Genomic DNA, 22,539 nt, shown 5'->3' with positions numbered 1-22,539 from the left:
GACACAATTTAGCCTAGCATGGTAAGATAACTCGAGTTGTTAAATTCGTGTTTTATAAAGAGAGATTTTTAGTGAAACATAATATATCGGAGGCTTTTTCTATGAACCATTCAAATCTTACTATTTTATCCGTTTGTAGTAATTTTGTTATTGTAGTACTTAAATTAGTTGTTGGTTTTTTTACGGGGTCTGTTGCTGTGATTTCTGAAGGGATTCACTCGTCGATGGATTTATTTGCGTCGGTCATTACCTTCTTTTCGATACGGATTTCGAATCAACCCGCAGATGAAGATCATCCATATGGACATGGGAAGGCCGAAAATATTGCTGGAACTATAGAAACGCTACTAATTTTTGTTGCTGGGATTTGGATTATTATTGAATCGGTAAATAAACTAGTGAATCCACATGAAATTCGTTTTCCTTCACTTGGAATTATGGTGATGCTTTTCGGAGCGCTCGTTAATATTGTCGTGTCACGAATCATAAAAAAGGCGGCAGATGAGGCAAACTCTGTAGCAATGAAATCGAATGCACTCCATTTATATACAGATGTTTTTACATCACTAGGTATTGCACTTAGTTTATTCTTAGTATACATAACCGGCTGGCTTTGGCTCGATCCAGTTATCGCAATTTTAACCGCTTTTTACATTATGTTTGAAGCTTTTAAACTATTAAAAGAATCATTCCCGCCACTAATGGACAAGCGCTTGTCGACGGATGAGGAAGCGGCTATTAAGCAAATCATTTTAACACATAAAAATAAATTTATTGAATTTCATGATTTTCGTTCGAGACGTGCTGGAGCGGAAGAATACATTGATTTTCATCTAGTGGTTTCTTCTTCCATGACTATCGAAAGCGCCCATTCATTATGCGATGAAATTGAAGCGGAGATAATGGGTTTTTATGCGAAAGCGGAGGTTCTAATTCACTTAGAGCCGGAAGAGGAACGAGTTCTAACGAGAAGTTGAAGCAAGCTCTTTCTATTCGATTTGTTTCAAAAGTGCTACAATAGGGAGAAACAAGGAATGGAAAGGAAAATTAAGTATGACAACTTCTATTTTAATTGCTGATGATGATAAAGAAATTGTAGATTTAGTGAAATTATATTTGCAAAATGAAGGCTATACGATTTACCTAGCCTATGACGGGGCGGAAGTTTGGCGCCTTGTACAAGAAAAGCAGCCTACTTTGGTCATTTTAGATATTATGATGCCAGAAATGGATGGGTTAGAAGTATGCCGTCTGATGAGAAGTGAGGGGATTTTGACACCTATTTTGATGCTTAGCGCTAAGGCGGAAGATAACGATAAAATTATGGGGCTTTTAACTGGGGCAGATGATTACATGGTAAAGCCATTTAACCCGTTAGAGCTTTCAGTTCGTGTTAAAGCGATTTTGAGACGGATGCAGCAAATGAGTCAAGCTGAGCCCATCAGCCAGGACAAAGTTATCATTGGACCGATTGTGGTTGACCGGGCGCTTCATGTCGTCACTGTTAACGGAAAAGAGCTCCATTTAACGACATCGGAGTTTGATATTTTATTTTTGCTAGCAAGTGAACCTGGTCGAGTGTTTAGTTCAGAATATATTTTCGAAAAAATTTGGCAAGAAAAAGCACTTGGAGCAAGTAAAACGGTTATGGTTCATATTAGTAATTTACGTGATAAATTGCGTGATGCTATGGGCGGAGAAAATGTCATTAAAACCATTTGGGGAGTAGGATACAAAGTTGAAATATAGACTTGAAATGTTGTTTACTAAAATTAGTCATGTGATGAATATTTGGCAAGCGACTTTTTTTGCTGCTATTTCATGGGTTTTAGGGATGATTGCCGTACGTACCATCTATCTGTGGGCAATTTCGATTAGAGACGATTCATTGTTTTTAAAAGAGGTTACCCGAGCAATTGTTAGTTTGTTTGGTCCTAATAAATATGTCCGCGTGATGGATTCGATTTGGGTAGTATTAATCAATTATTTTATTATTTTCTTGATTACATGTCTGTTTTTCTCGTTTTTCTATCGTTATATGCGTCAAAAACTTTTGAAAAAACAATTACGGACTATCAATTTTGCCCTACATGACGGAAAACCAGTGGATACAGAGAGTTTTGTTCCGGAGATTCAAGAATTGGAGCGAAACATTGAAAGTATGCGCGAACGCCAAAATAAATTAATGAAACAAGAAGAACAGGCACAACAGGCTCGGAATGATTTGATTACAAATGTGTCACATGATCTTAGGACACCGTTAACTTCAATCTTAGGGTATTTAAGTTATATTCATGAAGACCGTTATCGTGACGAAATTGAGTTGCGTTATTACACAGAGCTTGTATACGGTAAAGCACGTCACTTGCATAAACTGATTGATGACTTGTTTTCTTATACAAGATTAGATAGTGTGGAGTATCGACTGAAAAAAGACGAGCTAGATGTCATTGAATTGCTAAGTCAGTTAGTAGCTGAATATGACGGTCAAGCAACCGAGCGAAACATGAAGATTGTGGATCACTTTGATGCTAAAAAATTAATTATTAGCGGGGATGGCAACCAGATCATGCGCTTATTTGAGAATTTGTTTTCTAATGCGCTTAGATACGGAGAAGGTGATAAACAAATTGATGTCAGCGCAAAGCAAGAAGGAAATATGGCTGTTGTGAAGGTAACGAATTATGGTCAAGAAATATCGGAAATCGATTTACCGTATTTGTTTGAACGTTTTTATAAAGCAGACAAGAATCGAACAACTACTGGAACTGGTCTCGGACTTGCTATTGCTAAATCAATCGTTGAAAAACACGGCGGCATTGTTACAGCAGAAAGCAAGAACCGGAAAACTACTTTTATTGTCAAATTACCGCTGATTTAATCTTTAATAATTCTTAAATGTTTCTTTCCACCCGATTTATATTCATTCAGTAGAATATAAATGACGGAGGGTGAACAAATGAAAAAGCATTTAGTTTTAATTGTTGTTGCTTGTATTACAGTTGTTGCGATATTTGTTTATTTAGCCCAAATAAATAAGGGTGATATTAATTCTCAAAATAGAACGCAAATTAAAATTGCCTCACCGTTAGCCAGTGCAGATAAGCAAAGGGAACTAGTTGTTATTAGTGAATAAAGTTACAACTAATGATTTATTAGTAAAAAAGTTATTGACAAAGCGTAACGGAAAAGGTAATATGAAAAAACAAGAAACGTCACTATAGTCACAAATGAAGTGATATATAATATGTAGAAATCTTATCCAGAGTGGTGGAGGGAAATGCCCTGTGAAACCCAGCAACCTAAACAATAATTCATTATGTGTTTAAGGTGCTAAGTCATGCAGAACAGTTAATTGTTCTGAAAGATGAGAAGGAAGTTAGTCCATTTGAAAAAATGCTGCCTTTCTGCTCATGAGCAGAAAGGCTTTTTGTATACCAGAAATGTAGAAAAAGGTGATTGAGATGATAACGTTACAGCATGTTGTAAAGGAATATACATCAAGAAATAATAAAGTTCGAGCAGTTGATAATGTTGACTTAGAAATTGAGCAAGGAGAAATTTTCGGTGTAGTTGGTTATTCTGGCGCTGGAAAAAGTACTTTGATTCGAATGTTTAATGGGCTAGAGTTGCCGACAGAGGGAACGGTAGAAGTAGATAATTTACTAATTAGTGAGATTCGTGGCGGGAAACTTCGAAAAGCTCGTCAGCAAATTGGGATGATTTTTCAGCATTTTAATTTACTATGGTCACGTACTGTCGCTGAAAATATTGCTTTCCCGCTAGAAATTGCTGGAGTACGCGGTGAAAAAAGACGTTTTCGTGTAAATGAACTAATTCGGCTTGTCGGCTTAGAAGGAAAAGAAAATGCTTATCCTGCTGAACTAAGTGGTGGCCAAAAACAACGTGTCGGGATTGCTAGAGCGCTTGCGAATAATCCGAAAGTATTATTATGCGATGAAGCAACATCCGCGCTAGATCCACAAACAACGGATGAAGTATTAGAACTTTTATTAGATATTAACAAACGACTTAACCTTACAATCATTGTCATCACCCATGAAATGCATGTTATTCGCAAAATATGTAATCGTGTGGCCGTGATGGAAAGCGGAAAAGTTGTCGAACTTGGCGATGTACTAGATGTTTTCCGCCATCCAAAAGAAAAAGTAACCGAGCGATTTGTTCGCCAAGTAACCGATTCCGATGAAACAGAGGAATTGATTCATTTATTACTAGATAATTATTCAGAAGGAAAAATTGTCAAATTGCTCTTTATGAGTGAAAATGCAACCCAACCTGTTATTTCTCAAGTAGCTAAAGAAAATGATGTCTTATTAAATGTCCTTCATGGGAATTTGACGCAAACACAAAATGGTGCGTACGGGACACTTTATGTACAAATATTAGGTGCTGAAGAGGCCACTAGTGCGAGTCTAACACAGCTACGTCAACTTAAAGTAGAAACGGAAGTGTTAGAACGATGACGAAATTACAAGAATTATTCCCAAATGTTGATTTTCAGATGATGTGGGTAGCGACACAAGAAACACTTTATATGACGCTTACTTCACTCTTTGCGGTTTTCTTGCTAGGTATCGTTTTAGGTTTGTTATTATTTTTAACAAACAATAAAAAGCATGCAGGTGCGCGTATTCTCTACTGGATTACAGCGATACTTGTCAATGTTTTCCGGTCGATTCCGTTTATTATTTTGATTGTATTACTTCTTCCAATGACAAAATCACTTGTTGGAACAGTAATTGGACCGAAAGCTGCTCTACCAGCGCTTATTATCTCGGCAGCTCCTTTTTATGGTCGAATGGTTGAAATTGCCTTTCGTGAAGTAGATAAAGGGGTTATTGAGGCAGCAAAATCGATGGGAGCTAATATATTCACCATTATTGGCAAGGTACTTATCCCAGAAGCTTTACCAGCGATTATTTCAGGTATTACGGTAACAGCCATTTCCTTAGTTGGTTTCACAGCAATGGCAGGTGTCATCGGGGCTGGGGGGCTTGGAAATGCAGCTTACTTGGAAGGTTTCCAACGCGGGCAACCGGATGTAACTGTACTGGCCACAATTATTATTTTGATTATCGTCTTTATTTTCCAGTTTATCGGCGACTTCTTAACGAAACGAACCGATAAACGCTAACCAATGTATATGAAGCAATTTATATAAAAAAACGCGGAATCCCCGCAAAAAAGGAGAGATTTTCATGAAAAAGGTTCTTGGATTCATTTTCACATTAAGTTTAGTTTTAGTACTTACAGCTTGCGGTGGCTCATCAGATAAAGCATCATCTAGCAAAGACGATAATAAGGAATTGGTGGTTGGCGCTTCAAACACGCCTCATGCTCAAATTTTGGAACAAGCAAAACCAATTTTGAAAGAAAAAGGAATTGACTTGAAAATTGTTAAATACACAGATTACGTTATGCCTAATAAAGCGCTAGAAGAAGGCGACTTAGATGCTAACTACTTCCAACATAAACCATACCTTGAATTAGAAGAAAAAGAAAAAGGGTACAAATTTGCTGATGTTGGCGCGATTCATATCGAACCAATGGGTATTTATTCCAAAAAAGTAAAAGACATTAAAGATTTAAAAGATGGTGCGCAAGTATTACTTTCTAACTCAAAATCAGACTGGCCTCGTGTCATTGGTATTTTTGTCGATAACGGCTTGCTAACACTTAAAGATGGTGTAAAAGCGCAAGATGCAACATTTGATGATATTAAAGACAATCCGAAAAATTTGAAATTCAAATATGACTTCGATCCTGCTTATTTAATGACTGCATATAACAATGAAGAAGGCGATGTAGTAGCAATCAACTCTAACTTTGTAGTTGACCAAGGTTTAAACCCTTCCAAAGATGCGATTGCGATTGAAAGTAAAGACTCCCCGTATGCGAATATCGTTGTAACTACGGAAGAGAAAAAAGACGATAAAAATATTAAAGAATTAGTAAACGTGCTTCACTCCAAAGAGATTCAAGATTATATTACGAAAGAATGGGATGGTGCAGTAGTTCCAGTAGATAAATAAAAACGAAAAAAAGCCTTTTACCGATTTGGTAAAAGGCTTTTTTATTGCATGGTGCTTCCTAAATAAAGTTTTAACCCATCAGAAATGGCTTTATCTAATTCTTTTTTCGAAACAATTTCATTTCCTTCTGGCATTGGAGGAACCTTTTCATAATCTAACATATCAATTGTTGTAGTAAAGTTCATCAAGCTATTCGTTGCTGTATCTTTATAGTTTGTGTCAATGATTGTCTTGCTAAAGCCTTTTTTGCTATCTGGTGTTAAAGTTAATTGGAAATCCAAACTCTGTGTTTTAGTAACTGTAAGATTTTTTAAAGAAGAACGAATCGATTTTTGTTGAGTGCCCCATGTGGATTCGGCTTCTTTTTGGGTGCTGCTATTAATTTCAGAAATAAGTGTAATGATACTGCCATCGTCGTCAAGGGCTTTTAGTACTTCATTAATCAAATCGCTAATTTCATTTTTACTTAATTTGAGCAAGATGTCGCCATTTTCTTTTGCCGTGAAGTGTTGATCATCAAGGTTATTAAGATAACTATAAATCGTAATGCCGCTTATTTCTTCAATTTTTTTCAGTTCTTCGGCTTGGCGGTCAACGGTTTCTGAATCAATGGTTTGGTTAGAGAAGTTTTGGATGGTTTCAAAAAAATTAAGGTATTTTGATTCCAAATCTTTATTTTGAGCTAGAACTTCATTAAAAATGGCAGCGGTCGAATCGCTTAGCAAACTCGAGATGCTGTCAGATGCGTCGTATATATCAGAAACTGGAATATAGGCTTTTCCATCATCACTATTTTGAAGTGCATGTAATGTTAAATCAAGAGGCTTACTTCCAGCCCAATGAAGTGAGAAAGTACTATAAGAAGAACTAGTATCACTATCTACAGAAATTTTATATTGAAGATTGGATTTTTTTAGTTGAGTTAAAGTAACGTCAGGGCCAAATTGTTTTATGTAATTATCTGATAGCTCGTTAATTTGGAATTTTACATTCGTGGTGTATTGTCTGTTTTCAGTAACTTTCTTTAGAGCCGCAGTGAAGTCGGACTTAGGGGAGCTACACCCAGATAGGGCAGTTAAAAGCAATACAAAGATGGTCAGAGCCATTATTGCTTTCTTCATATTTAAATTCTCCTTCAATAATTAATCGTTTATTACAAATAAGTTATTATATTTCAAATTTGTTACGTTACAACAATAACACATCTAAATAAGATATACAATCCTTTTTTTATGGGAAGGAATCTGTTGTTTTTATTGGTATGAAAGGTTCTTTATTTTCTTGGCCCATTACACTTGGATATTCTCAAATAAAATGGAAATACTGATAATGCTCGAAAACTGGAAAAAATCGGCTATTAATAGTAGAATGAAGGGGAGAATGCGAAGAGTGCTGGTTTTTATAGTTGTAATCAGATTAGAATTATACTAAACTAGGATTATGCAAATTTTACACTAGGGAGGACTTTTTTTATGGCAACTTTAAAGATTCAAGATTTACATGTTGAGATAGAAGGAAAAGAGATTTTGAAAGGCGTTAACCTTGAAATTTCAACTGGGGAAATCCACGCTATCATGGGACCAAATGGAACAGGGAAATCTACATTGTCCTCAGCTATTATGGGACATCCGAAATATGAAGTAACGCAAGGAACAATTACGCTTGACGGCGAAGATGTGCTAGAAATGGAAGTAGACGAACGCGCTCGAGCTGGTCTTTTCTTAGCGATGCAATATCCAAGTGAAATTAGCGGGGTTACAAATGCTGAATTCATCCGTGCGGCAATCAACAGCCGACGCGAAGAAGGCGACGAAATTCCGGTTATGCAGTTTATCCGTAAATTAGATGCCAAAATGGACATTCTAGATATGGATGAAGAAATGGCAGAACGTTACTTAAATGAAGGATTTTCAGGCGGAGAGAAAAAACGTAATGAAATCTTACAATTACTTATGATTGAACCAAAACTAGCAATCTTAGACGAAATCGACTCCGGTCTTGATATCGATGCACTTAAAGTTGTCTCTAAAGGTGTAAACGAAATGCGCGGCGAAGGATTTGGTTGCTTAATTATTACCCATTACCAACGTCTCCTTAATTACATCACTCCAGACTTTGTACATGTAATGATGCAAGGGAAAGTTGTTAAAGAAGGCGGACCTGAACTTGCTAAACGTTTAGAAGCGGAAGGTTATGATTGGATTAAGCAAGAACTTGGTATTGAACTTGAGGAAGAAGAAGCAGTAGACCAACAATAAGGAAGTGAGGTTAAAATCATGGCAGAAAATAGGACAATTAAAGATGATTTTATCCACGCTTTTTCAAGTAATGCGAATGAACCGGATTGGTTTTTAGATATTCGTCGCACTGCTTTTAAAGCTTACGGGGAACTGGACTTACCTTATGTGGATAAAACAAAAATTACACGCTGGAATTTCACTAAATTTGAAACGTTTATTCCTTTTAAAGAAGGTGTAACGAATGAAATTTTACCTGAAAAAGTAGCGAATCTAGTTGATTTAGATAATAAAGAAGCAAACTTTTACATTCAAATGGATGAACGTCCTGCGAGATTACAACTTAATCAAGAATTAATCGACCAAGGAGTCATTTTTACAGACATTATTTCGGCTGTTAAAAATCATCCTGAACTTGTAAAGAAATATTTTATGACAGACGCGGTACAAGTGAATGAACATAAGTTGACTGCGTTCCATGCGGCACTTGTGAATGGTGGTATCTTCCTTTATGTACCTAAAAATGTCGAAGTGAAAGCACCTATTCAAGCTGTTTTTGTTCAAGATAAAGCAGAATCTCCTTTAGTAAACCACGTGTTACTTGTTGCTGATGATAATAGTGCTGTCACTTATGTGGAAAACTATGTAACGGTGGATAATACACCTAAGGGAATTGTAAGTATTGTGGAAGAAGTTATCGCCGAAAAAAATGCTCGAATTACTTTTGGCGGAGTAGATAATCTTGCGAGCGGCGCAACGGCATATGTGAACCGTCGTGGACATATCGGGACAGATAGCCAAATTGAATGGGCACTTGGTTTAATGAACGATGGCGATACGATCAATGAAAATGTAACTAATTTAATGGGTGATGGATCTTCGGCTGATGTGAAGACAGTAACTGTTGGACGCGGTAAGCAAACACAAAACGTAACAACTCGTGTGACACATTACGGTAAAGCATCAAACGGTACGATTTTATCCCATGGTGTTATGAAAGAAAGAGCAACAACTATCTTTAATGGAATTGGTCATATCAAGCACGGCGCTTCTAAGTCTGATGCCCAACAAGAATCACGGGTATTGATGCTTAGCCCAGAAGCACGCGGCGATGCGAACCCAATTTTATTAATTGATGAAAATGATGTTGTTGCAGGTCACGCAGCCTCTGTTGGTCGTGTGGATCCGCTCCAATTATTCTATTTGATGAGTCGCGGTATTTCGCAAAAAGAAGCAGAACGATTAGTTATTCATGGCTTCTTAGATCCAGTTGTACGTAAGTTACCAATCGAAAGTGTCAAAACTATGCTTCGGGAAGTAATCGAAGGGAAAGTGCGCTAAATGATTGATATCCAAAAAATTCGTGCGGACTTTCCGATACTAGCCCAAGAAATAAATGAAAAACCGTTAGCTTATTTAGATAATGCGGCCACTTCACAAAAACCAAAACAGGTTATCCGCGCCTTAACCCATTACTACGAATTTGATAATGCCAACGTCCACCGTGGTGTGCATACACTTGCGGCTAGAGCGACAGACGCTTTCGAATCAGCGCGTGCCAAAGTAGCAAAATTCATTCATGCACGGGAAGTAGCGGAAATTATCTTTACAAGAGGGACGACCTCAGCGATTAATTTGGTGGTAGATAGTTACGGAAACGCAAATATTGAAGCAGGCGATGAGATTGTTATTTCTTATTTAGAGCATCATTCTAATTTAATTCCGTGGCAACAACTTGCTAAACGCAAAGGCGCGGTTTTGAAATATATCGAGCTAGAAGAAGATGGAACCATTTCTATTGAACAAGCTGAAAAAACTATTACCGAAAAAACAAAAATAGTTGCCTTGGCGCATGTCTCAAATGTTCTTGGCACAATTACACCTATTAAAGAAATCGCGGCACTAGCTCATAAAGTTGGCGCAGTTATCCTTGTTGACGGGGCACAAGCGGTTCCTCACATGGAAGTAAATGTAGTAGATTTAGATGCTGATTTTTATGCTTTTTCTGGGCATAAAATGATGGCTCCTACTGGCATTGGTGTATTGTACGGAAAACGAGAATTGCTAGATAAAATGGAACCAACCGAATTTGGCGGAGAAATGATTGATTTTGTTGAATTATACGATTCCACTTGGAAAGAACTACCATGGAAATTTGAAGCTGGGACACCAATTATCGGCGGAGCGATTGCGCTAGGTACAGCGATTGATTACTTGGCAGCGATTGGAATTGATACGATTCACGCCTATGAACAAGAATTAGTTAGCTATGCAATCGAGCAAATGAGTAAGCTAGAAGGTATTACAATTTATGGCCCAACAGATGCAAGTAAACGTTGTGGCTTAGTGACATTTAATATCGAAGGCGCTCACCCGCATGATGTTGCAACAATTTTGGACGAAGATGGCGTGGCAATTCGCGCAGGTCATCATTGTGCGCAACCTTTGATGAAATGGTTAGACGTTTCTTCCACTGCTCGAGCAAGTTTTTATATTTATAATACAAAAGAAGAAATTGATGCTCTTATTGAAGGGCTCAAGTTAACAAAGGAGTATTTTGGATTATGACAAGCCGGAAATTAGATCAGCTATATAGACAAGTCATTATGGATCACTATAAAAATCCGCGCAATAATGGAGAACTCCCAGATAGCGACGTAACCATTGACCTTAATAACCCAACATGTGGTGATCAAATCCATCTTCATTTAAAAATGGATGGTGACGTAATCGTAGCTGCGAAATTCACCGGTAGTGGCTGTTCGATTTCGATGGCCTCTGCTTCGATGATGACACAAAGCATTATTGGGAAAACCGAGCAAGAAGCGTTAAAAATGTCCCGTGAGTTTTCAGAAATGGTACAAGGGCATGACCATGAAACCATTGATGAATACGGTGACGTGGAAGCTCTCGCCGGAGTTGCAAAATTCCCTGCAAGAATCAAATGCGCGACACTTTCTTGGAAAGCAATGGAGCGAGCAATTTTTGAAAAAGAAGGAACGAAATAAGTAGCGAAAAGGAGGATACGACATGACTGAAATTCCAGAAATTGGCGAATACCAATACGGATTCCATGATAAAGATACCTCTGTGTTCCGTACAGAACGCGGATTAACAGAAAAAGTTGTAAGAGAAATTTCGAATATTAAAGAAGAACCAGAATGGATGCTTGAATTCCGTTTGAAGTCTTTAGAACAGTTTTATAAAATGCCGATGCCGACTTGGGGTGGCGACTTATCAGAGCTTAAGTTTGAAGACATTACTTACTACGTGAAGCCATCAGAACAAACCGTGCGCTCATGGGATGAAGTTCCTGAAGAAATTAAGCGTACTTTTGATAAACTTGGTATTCCTGAAGCAGAACAAAAATACTTGGCAGGGGCATCCGCACAGTACGAATCCGAAGTAGTTTATCATAATATGAAGCAAGACCTAGAAGACTTAGGGATTGTTTTTAAAGATACTGATTCAGCGCTAAAAGAAAATGAAGATATTTTCAAAGAGTATTTTGCTAAGGTGATTCCGCCAACTGACAATAAGTTCGCAGCTCTTAACTCTGCTGTTTGGTCAGGTGGGTCATTCATCTACGTACCACCAGGCATCAAAGTAGATACGCCACTACAAGCTTATTTCCGGATTAATTCCGAAAACATGGGACAATTTGAGCGGACGTTAATCATTGTGGATGAAAATGCGAGTGTAAATTATGTAGAAGGTTGTACTGCTCCCGTTTATACAACAAATTCACTTCACTCTGCGGTCGTTGAAATAATTGTTAAACCAGGGGCTTATTGCCGTTACACAACGATTCAAAACTGGGCAAATAACGTCTATAACTTAGTAACAAAACGTACTTTCTGTGAGGAAAATGCGACGATGGAATGGATTGATGGTAACATCGGTTCGAAATTAACGATGAAATACCCAGCAGTACATTTACGTGGTGAAGGTGCGCGTGGAACAACCCTTTCTATCGCAATTGCTGGTAAAGGTCAACGTCAGGATGCTGGAGCGAAAATGATGCACTATGCGCCTAATACGTCGTCTACTATCGTATCGAAGTCGATTTCTAAGCAAGGCGGAAACGTAACGTACCGTGGAATCGTTCATTTTGGCCGTAATGCGGATGGAGCGCGTTCGAATATCGAGTGTGATACGCTAATTATGGATAATCTTTCCACATCTGATACCATTCCTTACAACGAAATTTTAAACAGCAACATCTCATTAGAGCACGAAGCAAAAGTTTCTAAGGTTTCAGAAGAACAACTTTTCTATCTAATGAGCCGTGGTTTAAGCGAAGAAGAAGCGACCGAAATGATCGTAATGGGCTTCATTGAACCATTTACAAAAGAATTACCAATGGAATACGCCGTTGAAATGAACCGTTTGATTAAGTTTGAAATGGAAGGTTCGATTGGTTGATGAATTAAATATTTTAAGAGGAAGCGGAATATCGCTTTCTCTTTTTTATTGATTACTAAATACTTTCTACTCCATTTTTCAAAATTATGTGCTAAAAAACCAAATTAAAAGATTCCCCCTCGATTTTGCGTTATAATAAACTTAAATAAACGCTAAAAAATAGAGAGGGTGGTAGCGGTGATTACAATCGGATTAACTGGGTGGAGTGATCATGATTCTTTGTTGCAAACAAAAAAATTAACTTTGGCTGATTATGCGGCACATTTTCCTGTGGTAGAAGTGGATACTAGTTTTTATGCCATTCCTTCGCCGAGAACGACGGCAAACTGGGCAGCGCAAACACCAGAAGAATTTCGTTTTGTTATTAAAGCATTTTCGGCGATGACTAAGCATAAAGAATGGTCACAGTATTTTGATAGTGAAAATGCGATGTATACGGCTTATATGGATATGATTGCGCCAATAAGTGAAACGGGGAAATTAAAAGCGATTTTATTTCAATTTCCACCGTATTTTCATTGTACGAAAGAAAATGTCGCTTATTTAAAATATATTGCTGGGAAAATGGGTGATTTACCAGTTGCGATTGAATTTCGAAATAATTCTTGGTATACCGAACAAAATACCGAAAAAACGTTAGAGCTACTTAAAGAGTTAGGCTTCATCCACACCGTTGTTGACGAGCCGCAAGTTGGTTCTGGAAGTGTGCCGATTATTTTACGGGAAACAAGCTCGGAAATGACAATGGTAAGATTACATGGTCGGAACCAATATGGTTGGATGAAAGCTAGTAGCCCTGAATGGCGCGAAGTCCGGACATTATATCGTTATAATGATGAAGAAATTAAAGAATGGGCCAAATATGTCGAACATTTACAAAAGTTATCTAAAGAAGTCGTGGTCATTTTTAACAATAACAGCGGCGGGGATGCAGCAGACAATGCTAAACATTTACAAACGGCGTTAAATGTGGAATTTCAAGGCTTAGCGCCAATGCAAATGGATTTGTTTTCCGAGTAAAACGTAAAACTATCTTTTCGAAAGAGAAGGTAGTTTTTTTATTTTAGCACAATCGTACTAAAATGGTTGACTTATTAGCACGAACGTACTAGAATAATGGTATACTTAATTTATAGAAACGTGGAGGTTTTACTCGATGGATAATTTAGCTAGAATGGGACTTGGGTGTGGACGGATGTCTGATAAAATAGACGATGATAGCCGAAAAGAAAGTATTGCAACAATCCATGCGGCACTGGATGCAGGGATTTCTTTTCTAAATACCGCAGACTTTTATGGAACGGGACATAATGAAATGTTGATAGGAGAGGCACTAAAAGGATATAAACGAGATAAAGCTTTTGTATCACTTAAGTTTGGTGCTTTGATGGAACCAAATGGCAAGATGTATGGGCTTGATGTAAATCCAAAACATATTAAAAACTATTTGGCGCAATCTTTAAAACGACTTAATTTGGACTATGTGGATTTATACCAACCAGCCAGAATTGACTTGGCTATTCCTGTCGAAGAAACAATTGGTGTGATTGCAGATTTGGTAAGAGAAGGCTATGTGAAGAATATTGGCGTTACTCAAGTAGATGCAGAAACGTTTAGAAAAGCAAATGCGGTTCACCCAATCAAGTTTATCGAAGCTGAGTACTCCTTGTTTAACCGGACGATTGAAAAAGATATTGTCCCGACTGCTAGAGAATTAGGCGTGGGTGTTGTTGCGTTTGGTGCGCTTGCTCATGGCATGTTAAATGGAACTTGGAAAAAAGAGATACTACCTATGGATACAATTCGATGATTCCCCTATATGCAAAAGAAAATATCGGCAAAAACTTACAACTTGTTGAAGCATTACGCGAAATCGCAAACGAAAAAGAAATGACCATTCCGCAGTTGGCTTTTGCGTGGCTATTAGCAAAAGGAGAAGATATTTTACCATTAATTGGTTCCACTAGAATTGCTTCCCTTAAAGATTCACTAAAAGCATTAGATATTAAACTTACTAGCGATGACATGAAACAAATCGAGGTCGCGATGCCAGTAAATGAAATTGCCGGAGCTAGTTTTCCTGATATGCGGTTTAGAAACGGCGAAGTAGTCAGATAAAAAAGCATGGCGCAGATAAAATTTCTGCACCATGCTTTTTTATGCTTTGATACCAATCAAAAAACTAATAACTAAAATTACTAATACAAGCCCGGTAATCCCAACATACAGATAATCTTTCTCTTTTAAAAATGTAAATAACGAAACAACCACTCGTAAAACCGGAGTCAAAATCAAGCAAAAAAGGCCAAACATCATAATAGCATACGGTTTAAGTGAGCCAAGTCCGCTGAAAATAGCAGTCAGTGAGGTTGGATAGGTTTCGCCTGGGTAACCACTTTCGCCTGTAACAAACAGCATCACAAGACCGAAAATAATAATAATCGCACTTAAAACCACCCCAATTCGCAGTAAGGCACTCACAATAAGCTCGACGCGATACATCTCATCTTTTTTCTCAGTCATTTAAATCCACCCCAATCCTTCTAAAATCATTTGGAAGGCAACATATAAAATGACAGGAATGAAGATAATCCGGATGACTTTACTTTTTAAGCGTTGCATGACACGTGTTCCAAGTGTAGCACCGACTAATACCCCGATTGCAACAGGAGCAGCGATAGCAGGTTGAATATCTCCTTGGAATAAATATACTGTTGCACTTGCAGCGGCAGTTACACCCATCATTAAATTACTCGTTGCACTACTGACTTTAAGTGGCATTTTCATAAAGACATCAAGTGCCATTACTTTAAAAGCACCACTACCGATACCAAGTAATCCACTGGCAATCCCCGCTCCGTACATCACACCAAAACCAGCAGGCACATTCGCGACCTGATAATCCACCGTTTGCCGAAGCGACTTATCGTAATAAGAATCATGTAAGTTTAGCTTTGTCGCAATTGGATCTGGTTTTACATTTGTCGGGAATTCAGAGCCAACTTTTTTAATCATGTTGAAAGCTGAATAAAGTAGTAAAAGGCCGAATATAATGTATAAAGCAGTTGCTGAGAGTAGCCCACTAACAAAGGCACCAGTTATCGCGCCGATTGTTGTAGCAATTTCCAGGAACATGCCGACTCGTAAGTTTGTAATTCCATCTTTTATGTAAGCGACCGCGGAACCACTACTTGTAGCAATGACGGAAATAATACTCGCGCCAATCGCATACTGGATGTCAATTCCAAAAATAAGCGTCAAGGCGGGCGTGACAATAATACCGCCACCAAGACCAAGCAAAGAGCCAACTACCCCTGCAAAAACAGAGATTAGTAGGATTTCGACTGTTTGCGTAATATCCAAAAAATCACTTCCCTTTAAAACAATATATTCTATCATAACATAAAAAGAGAAACAGGCGATTCATGCAACCCCATCACGTGTAAAAAAAGTAGATTTAAGCTACAATAGGGATAGTGAGGAGTGGGGTGGATTAATGAAACATTTAACTTTATGGCATACAAATGATGTTCATAGTCACTTGGAACATTGGCCACGAATTTTTACCTTTCTAAAAGAGAAACGATCTACAGCTGATGAAGAAGGTAAGTCAGTGTTATTTTTCGATATTGGCGATTTTTTGGACCGGGTTCATCCGCTTACTGAAGGAACAAATGGCCTTGCTAATACTGATTTACTCAATCAATTACCATATGATGCGGTGACATTTGGAAATAATGAAGGAACGACTTTAGCACATGAAGACTTAGAAAATTTATATAAACATGCCGTTTTTCCAGTTGTTTGTTGTAACTTCTTTGCCGATAAAGCAAGAACGAAACAACCAGACTGGGTGAAGTCGATTGTATATAAAGAAATAAATCAAATAAAAATAGCCATCATTGGTGCCACAGCTCCCTTTAAAGAGTATTATGAAGAAATGGGCTGGGGAATCGAGGAACCAATGCGTGCGATAAAAAAACAAATTGCTGGCTTGGAACAAGGAACCGACTTGGTTATTATGCTGAGCCATCTAGGACTGCCAACTGACGAACGAATTGCACTTGAAATTCCTGAAGTCGATATTATTTTAGGGGGACATACACACCATCTACTTGAAAACGGAAAATTGGAAGGGAATGCTTTGCTTGCTGCTGCCGGAAGATGGGGCGAATATGTTGGTAAAGTCGATATCGAGCTAGACGACGATAATCACATCCTTTCTAAAACTGCGACCACTTTTAAAACCGAAGACTTGCCAGCTGTTCCAAATGAGGCAAACGAAATTCAAGCTTATTTTGAAAAAGGTCGAGACGAACTCACCGAAAAAGTAGTTGCGATTCCCGAAAAGTTAGCGCATAATTGGTTTGATGACTCCGAAATTGCTCATATTTTAAATGATGCCGTTTGTGAATGGACTGGCGCGGAGACATTTGTTATGAACGCAGGGATTTTTATGACCGACTTTGAGGCTGGGATTGTAACTGCCTTTGATATTCACCAAATGTTGCCTCATCCACTTAATGCGATTGCACTAACAATGGCAGGCGAGGAATTAGAAATACTGATTGCTGGGATTTACCGAAAAAAAGCAGAACTTAGGGATATTCCATTACGAGGATTTGGTTTTCGTGGCGAGTTTTTTGGCACTATTTTGATGGACCGAGCTGGATTTGACCCAGTGAAACAAATAGCCCTTTTTGATAATAAACCAATTGATAAAAATCGGGAATACCGAATAGCTACACACGATACTTTTGTATTCGCCCCGTTTTTCCCAATTGTGAAACAAATAAAACGAAAAGAAGTATATACACCAGAGTTACTCCGAGATATTTTAAAGTGGAAACTCAAGGAAATGTATGGACAGGAGGAAAACAAGTGACGATTACAATTCAAGATTTAAATTATGAGATAATCACCAATTATCGCGATGCTTTTGATGAAGAAAAGTTAAATGAACGATTTAGCGACATCCTTGGGAGGTATGACTATATTGTAGGTGATTGGGGTTATGACCAACTTAGATTAAAAGGTTTTTTCGATGATGAAAATCGCAAAGCGGCTTATGACAATAAGATTAGTACCTTAAAAGAATATATCTATGAATACTGCAACTTTGGGTGTGCGTATTTTGTGATAAAAAAAGTAAAATAGTAAATGAGGTAGTCAGAAATTGAAAAATTATCAAGCTTATTTAATTGATTTAGACGGAACCATGTATCGTGGTGCCGAAGTAATTCCAGAAGCGATTATTTTTGTTGAAAACTTAAAACGCGCTGGACTTCCTTATTTATTTGTAACCAATAACTCTACAAAGACACCTGGACAAGTGGCGGAACATTTAACTGATATGGGAATTCAAGCAGTTAGTGAGGATGTTTTTACTACTTCCCAAGCAACTGTCCAATTTATGCTAGAGCAAAAACGCGAAAAAACGGTTTATGTTATCGGAGAACGTGGAATAAAACAAGAACTGACAGATAATGGATTTGAAATAACTTCTAGTAATCCTGCTTTTGTTGTCGTTGGACTTGACCGAGAAGTCGATTATGAAAAATTTGCGAAAGCAGCTCTTGCAGTTCGAGGTGGTGCAATGTTTATTTCCACGAATGGCGATGCGGCAATCCCGACAGAGCGCGGTTTGCTTCCAGGAAATGGTTCGATCACATCTGTCGTTTCCGTAGCAACAGAAACAGCACCCATCTTTATTGGAAAGCCAGAGCCGATTATCATGGAACAAGCACTCGCAAAACTTGGTGTAACGAAAGACGAAGCAATAATGGTTGGCGATAACTACGAAACAGATATTTTGGCAGGAATTAATTACGGCATGGACACGCTCATCGTTCACACCGGTTTTACTTCAAAAGTAGCGCTAATGACAAAGAAAATCCAGCCAACTTATGCTGTGACTAAGTTAACTGATTGGGAAATTAACTAGAAGAGCGGAATTTTTCTGCTCTTTTTTTATCAATGAAAAGGGGGAGAACTAATGGTTTCGATTCAAAAGTTAACGAAAGATAATTTTCACGACACAGCTAAATTAGAAGTACACCCACACCAAAAAACATTTGTAGCAGAAAATTGGTATTCGATTATCGAAGCAAGTTTGGAAGAAACCTATCATTCGCTCGTCATTTACGCGGATAATACACCAGTGGGCTACGCAATGTACGGGATGGACACAGACGACGGGGAATTCTGGCTCGTTCGTTTTATGACTGGTAAAGAACATCAAGGTAAAGGCTACGGTGGGGATGCGCTGGTGCAAATTATTGAAAAAGTAAAAAAACTCCCTGAAAAACCAGCACGTCTTCGCTTGTCTTATGAACCAGAAAATAGTATTGCTGAAAAATTTTATGCGAAATATGGCTTTGTAAAAACGGGTGAAATTATCGACGGGGAAGCAGTTGCTGATTTGTGGTTCGAACGTTAAGAGAAAGAAAGGCAGTAGATAAGGAGAATGTGGAATGGACATTTTTAATGATTTTTTTGTGATATTTTTAATTGCAGCGACAGCCTTTTTTGTTGCGAGTGAATTTGCGATTGTAGCGATTAGGAAACCAACTGTATTGCAACTGCTAGCAACGGACAATCCACGCGCAAAATATGTCAAAAAAGTAACTTCCAATATGAATGACTACTTAGCCGCTTGCCAATTAGGAAACACGCTCGCTGCTCTAGCAATGGGGTGGGTCGGAGAAGCAACCATGCGGGGCTGGCTTGAACCATTATTTCAAATGTTGCCATTATCAGAATCGCTTGAAAAACCGATTTCAATTTTTGTTTCATTTATATTGATTACTTTTCTAAATGTCGTTCTCGGGGAACTTGCGCCAAAAACATTTACCATTCAAAGTACAGAAAAAGTAGCGCTGTTTATTGCTAGACCGCTTGTTTATTGGTATCGAGTGACATTTCCACTTAACTGGTTATTAAATAATTCGGCCAATTTGATTACGCGGATGTTTGGAGTGAAACAAACGGATGATGCGGACCAAATGACTCCAACGGAACTAAAAATTATTTTTGAAGATAGTTACAGACAAGGCTTACTTAATCCTCAAGAATTTCGTTATATGAAAAATATTTTTAAGCTTAGTGATGTTCCAGCAAAAGAAGTGATGATACCGCGAATGTCAATGATTGCTATTGATCAAACAGCGACAGTACGAGATTTATTGCAACTAACTTCAGAACATACATACCATATTTTTCCTGTAATGGAAGATGACGATAAGGATCATATTGTTGGCATGCTTCGGGTCAGTGCTGTAATGGCGGGACTTGGTAAAGATGAAGCTATTATGGATAAACCGATTAAACCATTCATTAGTTCTATTTTAGAAGTATTTGAGGGAATAGCTTTAGAAGAATTACTTGTTAAAATGCAACAAGAAAGTGAGCCTTTTGCTGTTTTGACAGATGAATATGGCGGGACAGCGGGAATTGTGACTTTAGAAGACATCATGGAAGTAATTGTAGGGGACATGGAAGAAGCAAAAGGGCCAAAAGGAATTCGAAAAGTAGCGACAAACCATTTTATTATGGCTGGGTCTGAACCACTACTTGATGTGGAAGAGGCGCTAGGAATTCCAATTGATAGTCCAGGGGTTCATACTTTGTCTGGATGGATGTTATTAGAACGATTTGATTTAGAAGCTGGAGACGAAATGGAATATGAAGGTTATCGTTTTATTGTTCGCTCGATGAATAAAAACTCGATTCGCCAAGTAGAAGTGAAATGGAATGAAAAAAACCAGTAAAATCAGAGGACTAGTCTCCCGATTTTACTGGTTTTTGTTAGTTTACGATATCGTCATGATAACTATGAGCAAGACGACTTGCAGCAGCAGCGGCAATAGCGCCGACAATGTCATCTAAAAATGTATGAACAGCTTTTCCATCATGTTCGTTAAGTTTTGCTAGAATACCTGGTTTTACTTTGTCAATATAACCGTAATTAGTGAAACCAATCGAGCCATATACATTGACGATCGAAAGTGCAAGGATTTCATCGACGCCATAAAGACCTTCATCAGCACTAATAATATTTTGGAGTGGTTGGACGAGTTCGCCTTTTTCTGCCATTACATCTAGCTGTATGCCTGTTAAAACAGCATTTTGAACTTCTCGTTTGCGAAGAACATGCTCCACATTTTGACGACAAATTTCGAGTTCTAATCCAGGATGATACTTTTGTTGTAAAAATAAAACGAGTTCTGCAATATCATCTATTTCTACACCTCGTTCGATAAGCCAGCTACGGGCTTTTGATTCTAAGGCACTTTGTTTTTCTACCATTTTTTAACCTCCTAATTCTTGTATGTATATTGTATGATAGACGTTTATAGGAATTCTAAACATGTTCATACAAAAATAGCAACCGTTGTAGTAGGCCGCTAATAAATGCTTGTTTAAAAAACCTGCACTACTTCTTTGAATCCGATAATTTTTTCAGCTAAAGTTAGCTCAATTCCCATCTTTAAAGTCATATCAGAACTTGGACAAGTTTCGCAAGCGCCAAGTAACTTGATTTTCACGGTGCCGTCTGGAGTTACTTCCACAAGTTCATAATCGCCGCCATCACGGACTAGGAAGGGACGGAATTTTTTTAAAGCTTTATCAACTTCGGCATAACTTATTTCTTCCATAGGAAATAGCTCTCCTTTCGTGCGGAGTTATTATATTTTCTATTATAACAGGATAATGGGAAATGGGAAGAGATTGTTTTTTTTGTTTGGAACGATCTGGAATTAGGTAGGCTAAGTTTATGGAGTGAGAGGCACGGAAGGATTACATGTTCGCGTTGCTCGCATGTATATTTGGCCCGTAACTCGCTTTGCTTCGAACGGGCCAAACAAAAACACGTTCCTAAGGCTCAGAAAGGAACGTGCTCTTTCAACTGGTAAGGTTGAAAGACAATTGGGTTGCGCGCCCAATTGTTAAAGGGAGTGTTACTTATATGTTGACCGTGAAATCACGGGTACAACCAAATGATATTTTGTTTAACTAATACATCAAAGCATTAAAGAAATGCAATGTATTGGAAATATTATAATATATCTAGAAATTTGTGTCAATTCATAGCTTTATAAAAATTTATGAAATTTAATAGTTATGCTAAAGTGAAACAGCTTAGTCGCTTTTTGAGGCAGGTTTTTGTACAATGATAGTGAGGTGAAGCGTGATGGTAAATGAAGCAAAATTATATGTATATGGTTCAACGACTATTTGTGCAAGTTGTGTTGGAGCGCCATCCTCGAAAGAAACAGAGGAATGGCTTCGGGCGGCGATTGGAAGGAAGTTTTCCGGGCAGCCATTTGTAGTTGAGTATGTGGATATTTTTAATCCGCCGAGTGAAACGGAGATTAGAGATATAGCGAATAAAATTGTAGATGAGGACTATATGTATCCAGTCATAGTGGTTGATGGGGAAATTATCGCAGAAGGTAATCCGCGGTTAAAAGATATCTATCAAGTAATGACGGATCGAGGCTACTCAGCGACAATGTAAGATTTCTAGGAGGCAAGAAAGAATGAATCCTATTGTGGAGTTTTGCGTGAATAATTTAGCTAGTGGAGCAGATGCTGCATTTGCAAAATTGGACGCGGATGATAGTTTAGATGTGATTGAATATGATTGTCTAACTTACTGTGATTTATGCGCAACTAGCTTGTTTGCTTTAGTAGACGGAGAAGTAGTTCGGGGAGAAACGCCGGATGAACTAGTGGCGAATATCTATACATTTTTGGAAGAGAATCCGTTTTAATAATATAGAAGAAGCGATGAGCCGTTAAAATTGGCATCATCGCTT

At 38.0% G+C, this 22,539-nt stretch carries 27 protein-coding genes, 1 pseudogene and 1 riboswitch; of the genes and pseudogenes, 23 read left to right on the top strand and 5 right to left on the bottom strand.

The features are described from left to right. Positions 1-101: 101 nt before the first annotated feature. The 7 genes from CKV67_RS12185 to CKV67_RS12155 all read left to right on the top strand — a co-directional run bounded on the left by CKV67_RS12185 (position 102) and on the right by CKV67_RS12155 (position 6,056). On the top strand, positions 102-977 hold the full coding sequence (locus CKV67_RS12185) for a cation diffusion facilitator family transporter (RefSeq protein WP_014093643.1): 876 nt from the start codon (positions 102-104) through the stop codon (positions 975-977). Between the two features lie 76 nt (positions 978-1,053). After that, positions 1,054-1,749: a response regulator CesR gene (gene cesR, locus CKV67_RS12180; protein WP_014093642.1), complete on the top strand. Its 696-nt coding sequence runs from the start codon at positions 1,054-1,056 to the stop codon at positions 1,747-1,749. Further along, complete coding sequence (locus tag CKV67_RS12175) at positions 1,739-2,881, top strand: sensor histidine kinase (RefSeq protein WP_014093641.1); 1,143 nt, start codon at positions 1,739-1,741, stop codon at positions 2,879-2,881. Before cesR ends, CKV67_RS12175 begins: the two co-directional genes overlap by 11 nt. Positions 2,882-2,959: 78 nt before the next feature. Further along, a complete protein-coding gene (locus CKV67_RS14680) occupies positions 2,960-3,136 on the top strand; it encodes a hypothetical protein (protein WP_014093640.1) in 177 nt (58 codons plus the stop codon). A gap of 119 nt (positions 3,137-3,255) precedes the next feature. Then, positions 3,256-3,374, top strand: a riboswitch (SAM riboswitch). Between the two features lie 90 nt (positions 3,375-3,464). Then, positions 3,465-4,487, top strand: a complete 1,023-nt coding sequence (locus tag CKV67_RS12165) for a methionine ABC transporter ATP-binding protein (protein ID WP_014093639.1) — start codon at positions 3,465-3,467, stop codon at positions 4,485-4,487. Then, positions 4,484-5,158 (top strand): methionine ABC transporter permease, encoded by a 675-nt coding sequence (locus tag CKV67_RS12160; RefSeq protein WP_014093638.1) that lies wholly within the window; start codon positions 4,484-4,486, stop codon positions 5,156-5,158. The genes CKV67_RS12165 and CKV67_RS12160 overlap by 4 nt, the downstream gene beginning before the upstream one ends. Positions 5,159-5,222: 64 nt before the next feature. After that, positions 5,223-6,056, top strand: coding sequence for a MetQ/NlpA family ABC transporter substrate-binding protein (locus CKV67_RS12155; protein ID WP_014093637.1), 834 nt, complete (start codon positions 5,223-5,225; stop codon positions 6,054-6,056). Between the two features lie 41 nt (positions 6,057-6,097). Here the strand turns inward: CKV67_RS12155 and CKV67_RS12150 are convergent, their stop codons facing one another. Then, the gene (locus CKV67_RS12150; protein WP_014093636.1) at positions 6,098-7,177 is read right to left on the bottom strand and encodes an Lmo2079 family surface lipoprotein; all 1,080 of its coding nucleotides are present in this window, start codon (positions 7,175-7,177) and stop codon (positions 6,098-6,100) included. Between the two features lie 351 nt (positions 7,178-7,528). Between CKV67_RS12150 and sufC the strand changes: the two genes are divergently transcribed. The 8 genes from sufC to CKV67_RS14830 all read left to right on the top strand — a co-directional run bounded on the left by sufC (position 7,529) and on the right by CKV67_RS14830 (position 14,836). After that, positions 7,529-8,314 carry a Fe-S cluster assembly ATPase SufC gene (gene sufC, locus CKV67_RS12145; RefSeq protein ID WP_003722442.1) on the top strand — a complete coding sequence of 262 codons (786 nt, stop codon included), beginning with the start codon at positions 7,529-7,531 and terminating at the stop codon, positions 8,312-8,314. 18 nt (positions 8,315-8,332) lie between these two features. Further along, positions 8,333-9,634: a Fe-S cluster assembly protein SufD gene (gene sufD / locus CKV67_RS12140; protein ID WP_014093635.1), complete on the top strand. Its 1,302-nt coding sequence runs from the start codon at positions 8,333-8,335 to the stop codon at positions 9,632-9,634. After that, entirely contained in the window at positions 9,635-10,861 is a 1,227-nt protein-coding gene (locus tag CKV67_RS12135) for a cysteine desulfurase (protein WP_014093634.1), read from the top strand. Beyond that, complete coding sequence (gene sufU / locus CKV67_RS12130; protein ID WP_003720718.1) at positions 10,858-11,301, top strand: Fe-S cluster assembly sulfur transfer protein SufU; 444 nt, start codon at positions 10,858-10,860, stop codon at positions 11,299-11,301. Before CKV67_RS12135 ends, sufU begins: the two co-directional genes overlap by 4 nt. Before the next feature lie 22 nt (positions 11,302-11,323). Continuing rightward, a complete protein-coding gene (gene sufB, locus CKV67_RS12125; protein WP_014093633.1) occupies positions 11,324-12,718 on the top strand; it encodes a Fe-S cluster assembly protein SufB in 1,395 nt (464 codons plus the stop codon). A gap of 177 nt (positions 12,719-12,895) precedes the next feature. After that, complete coding sequence (locus tag CKV67_RS12120; RefSeq protein WP_025280079.1) at positions 12,896-13,738, top strand: DUF72 domain-containing protein; 843 nt, start codon at positions 12,896-12,898, stop codon at positions 13,736-13,738. 136 nt (positions 13,739-13,874) lie between these two features. Beyond that, entirely contained in the window at positions 13,875-14,528 is a 654-nt protein-coding gene (locus CKV67_RS12115; RefSeq protein ID WP_231923521.1) for an aldo/keto reductase, read from the top strand. After that, complete coding sequence (locus CKV67_RS14830) at positions 14,525-14,836, top strand: aldo/keto reductase (protein WP_231923520.1); 312 nt, start codon at positions 14,525-14,527, stop codon at positions 14,834-14,836. The genes CKV67_RS12115 and CKV67_RS14830 overlap by 4 nt, the downstream gene beginning before the upstream one ends. A gap of 39 nt (positions 14,837-14,875) precedes the next feature. Here CKV67_RS14830 and CKV67_RS12110 read toward each other — a convergent pair whose 3' ends face one another. Then, positions 14,876-15,241, bottom strand: coding sequence for a DUF1634 domain-containing protein (locus CKV67_RS12110; RefSeq protein WP_014093630.1), 366 nt, complete (start codon positions 15,239-15,241; stop codon positions 14,876-14,878). Further along, positions 15,242-16,081, bottom strand: coding sequence for a sulfite exporter TauE/SafE family protein (locus CKV67_RS12105; protein WP_014093629.1), 840 nt, complete (start codon positions 16,079-16,081; stop codon positions 15,242-15,244). A 133-nt stretch (positions 16,082-16,214) separates the two neighbouring features. Here CKV67_RS12105 and CKV67_RS12100 point away from each other — a divergent pair, with 133 nt between their 5' ends. The 5 genes and pseudogenes from CKV67_RS12100 (at position 16,215) to CKV67_RS12080 (ending at position 20,501) form a co-directional block, all read left to right on the top strand. After that, on the top strand, positions 16,215-17,603 hold the full coding sequence (locus CKV67_RS12100) for a bifunctional metallophosphatase/5'-nucleotidase (RefSeq protein WP_025280078.1): 1,389 nt from the start codon (positions 16,215-16,217) through the stop codon (positions 17,601-17,603). Next, entirely contained in the window at positions 17,600-17,875 is a 276-nt protein-coding gene (locus CKV67_RS12095; RefSeq protein WP_003720710.1) for a YutD family protein, read from the top strand. Before CKV67_RS12100 ends, CKV67_RS12095 begins: the two co-directional genes overlap by 4 nt. A 19-nt stretch (positions 17,876-17,894) precedes the next feature. Beyond that, positions 17,895-18,662, top strand: coding sequence for a TIGR01457 family HAD-type hydrolase (locus CKV67_RS12090; RefSeq protein ID WP_014093627.1), 768 nt, complete (start codon positions 17,895-17,897; stop codon positions 18,660-18,662). A gap of 51 nt (positions 18,663-18,713) precedes the next feature. Next, positions 18,714-19,157, top strand: coding sequence for a GNAT family N-acetyltransferase (locus CKV67_RS12085; RefSeq protein ID WP_014093626.1), 444 nt, complete (start codon positions 18,714-18,716; stop codon positions 19,155-19,157). A gap of 34 nt (positions 19,158-19,191) precedes the next feature. After that, positions 19,192-20,501, top strand: a pseudogene (locus CKV67_RS12080) (hemolysin family protein). A 23-nt stretch (positions 20,502-20,524) separates the two neighbouring features. Here the strand turns inward: CKV67_RS12080 and CKV67_RS12075 are convergent. Together CKV67_RS12075 and CKV67_RS12070 are read right to left on the bottom strand one after the other, a co-directional pair. After that, on the bottom strand, positions 20,525-21,025 hold the full coding sequence (locus CKV67_RS12075) for a phosphatidylglycerophosphatase A family protein (protein WP_025280077.1): 501 nt from the start codon (positions 21,023-21,025) through the stop codon (positions 20,525-20,527). Positions 21,026-21,138: 113 nt separating this feature from the next. After that, entirely contained in the window at positions 21,139-21,375 is a 237-nt protein-coding gene (locus CKV67_RS12070; protein ID WP_003749364.1) for a NifU family protein, read from the bottom strand. A gap of 163 nt (positions 21,376-21,538) precedes the next feature. Between CKV67_RS12070 and CKV67_RS14645 the strand changes: the two genes are divergently transcribed. From CKV67_RS14645 to CKV67_RS12060, 3 genes are all read left to right on the top strand, one after another. Then, entirely contained in the window at positions 21,539-21,670 is a 132-nt protein-coding gene (locus CKV67_RS14645; RefSeq protein WP_102037889.1) for a hypothetical protein, read from the top strand. Between the two features lie 241 nt (positions 21,671-21,911). Beyond that, entirely contained in the window at positions 21,912-22,238 is a 327-nt protein-coding gene (locus CKV67_RS12065; protein ID WP_003720704.1) for a YuzD family protein, read from the top strand. A 22-nt stretch (positions 22,239-22,260) separates the two neighbouring features. Continuing rightward, positions 22,261-22,494, top strand: coding sequence for a YuzB family protein (locus CKV67_RS12060; RefSeq protein WP_003749359.1), 234 nt, complete (start codon positions 22,261-22,263; stop codon positions 22,492-22,494). Positions 22,495-22,539: the final 45 nt, after the last annotated feature.

It is taken from the genome of Listeria ivanovii subsp. ivanovii, from assembly GCF_900187025.1.
In the GTDB taxonomy this organism is placed as follows: Bacteria; Bacillota; Bacilli; order Lactobacillales; family Listeriaceae; genus Listeria; species Listeria ivanovii.
Note: the sequence above shows the minus strand (reverse complement) of the source record. Positions and strands in the feature narration are given on the sequence as shown.

Coding starts and splice junctions, on each gene's coding strand:
- CKV67_RS12185 (WP_014093643.1), top strand. CDS start 102: ATGAACCATTCAAATCTTACTATTTTATCCGTTTGTAGTAATTTTGTT.
- cesR (WP_014093642.1), top strand. CDS start 1,054: ATGACAACTTCTATTTTAATTGCTGATGATGATAAAGAAATTGTAGAT.
- CKV67_RS14680 (WP_014093640.1), top strand. CDS start 2,960: ATGAAAAAGCATTTAGTTTTAATTGTTGTTGCTTGTATTACAGTTGTT.
- CKV67_RS12165 (WP_014093639.1), top strand. CDS start 3,465: ATGATAACGTTACAGCATGTTGTAAAGGAATATACATCAAGAAATAAT.
- CKV67_RS12160 (WP_014093638.1), top strand. CDS start 4,484: ATGACGAAATTACAAGAATTATTCCCAAATGTTGATTTTCAGATGATG.
- CKV67_RS12155 (WP_014093637.1), top strand. CDS start 5,223: ATGAAAAAGGTTCTTGGATTCATTTTCACATTAAGTTTAGTTTTAGTA.
- CKV67_RS12150 (WP_014093636.1), bottom strand. CDS start 7,177: ATGAAGAAAGCAATAATGGCTCTGACCATCTTTGTATTGCTTTTAACT.
- sufC (WP_003722442.1), top strand. CDS start 7,529: ATGGCAACTTTAAAGATTCAAGATTTACATGTTGAGATAGAAGGAAAA.
- sufD (WP_014093635.1), top strand. CDS start 8,333: ATGGCAGAAAATAGGACAATTAAAGATGATTTTATCCACGCTTTTTCA.
- CKV67_RS12135 (WP_014093634.1), top strand. CDS start 9,635: ATGATTGATATCCAAAAAATTCGTGCGGACTTTCCGATACTAGCCCAA.
- sufU (WP_003720718.1), top strand. CDS start 10,858: ATGACAAGCCGGAAATTAGATCAGCTATATAGACAAGTCATTATGGAT.
- sufB (WP_014093633.1), top strand. CDS start 11,324: ATGACTGAAATTCCAGAAATTGGCGAATACCAATACGGATTCCATGAT.
- CKV67_RS12115 (WP_231923521.1), top strand. CDS start 13,875: ATGGATAATTTAGCTAGAATGGGACTTGGGTGTGGACGGATGTCTGAT.
- CKV67_RS14830 (WP_231923520.1), top strand. CDS start 14,525: ATGATTCCCCTATATGCAAAAGAAAATATCGGCAAAAACTTACAACTT.
- CKV67_RS12110 (WP_014093630.1), bottom strand. CDS start 15,241: ATGACTGAGAAAAAAGATGAGATGTATCGCGTCGAGCTTATTGTGAGT.
- CKV67_RS12100 (WP_025280078.1), top strand. CDS start 16,215: ATGAAACATTTAACTTTATGGCATACAAATGATGTTCATAGTCACTTG.
- CKV67_RS12085 (WP_014093626.1), top strand. CDS start 18,714: ATGGTTTCGATTCAAAAGTTAACGAAAGATAATTTTCACGACACAGCT.
- CKV67_RS12075 (WP_025280077.1), bottom strand. CDS start 21,025: ATGGTAGAAAAACAAAGTGCCTTAGAATCAAAAGCCCGTAGCTGGCTT.
- CKV67_RS12070 (WP_003749364.1), bottom strand. CDS start 21,375: ATGGAAGAAATAAGTTATGCCGAAGTTGATAAAGCTTTAAAAAAATTC.
- CKV67_RS14645 (WP_102037889.1), top strand. CDS start 21,539: ATGTATATTTGGCCCGTAACTCGCTTTGCTTCGAACGGGCCAAACAAA.
- CKV67_RS12065 (WP_003720704.1), top strand. CDS start 21,912: ATGGTAAATGAAGCAAAATTATATGTATATGGTTCAACGACTATTTGT.
- CKV67_RS12060 (WP_003749359.1), top strand. CDS start 22,261: ATGAATCCTATTGTGGAGTTTTGCGTGAATAATTTAGCTAGTGGAGCA.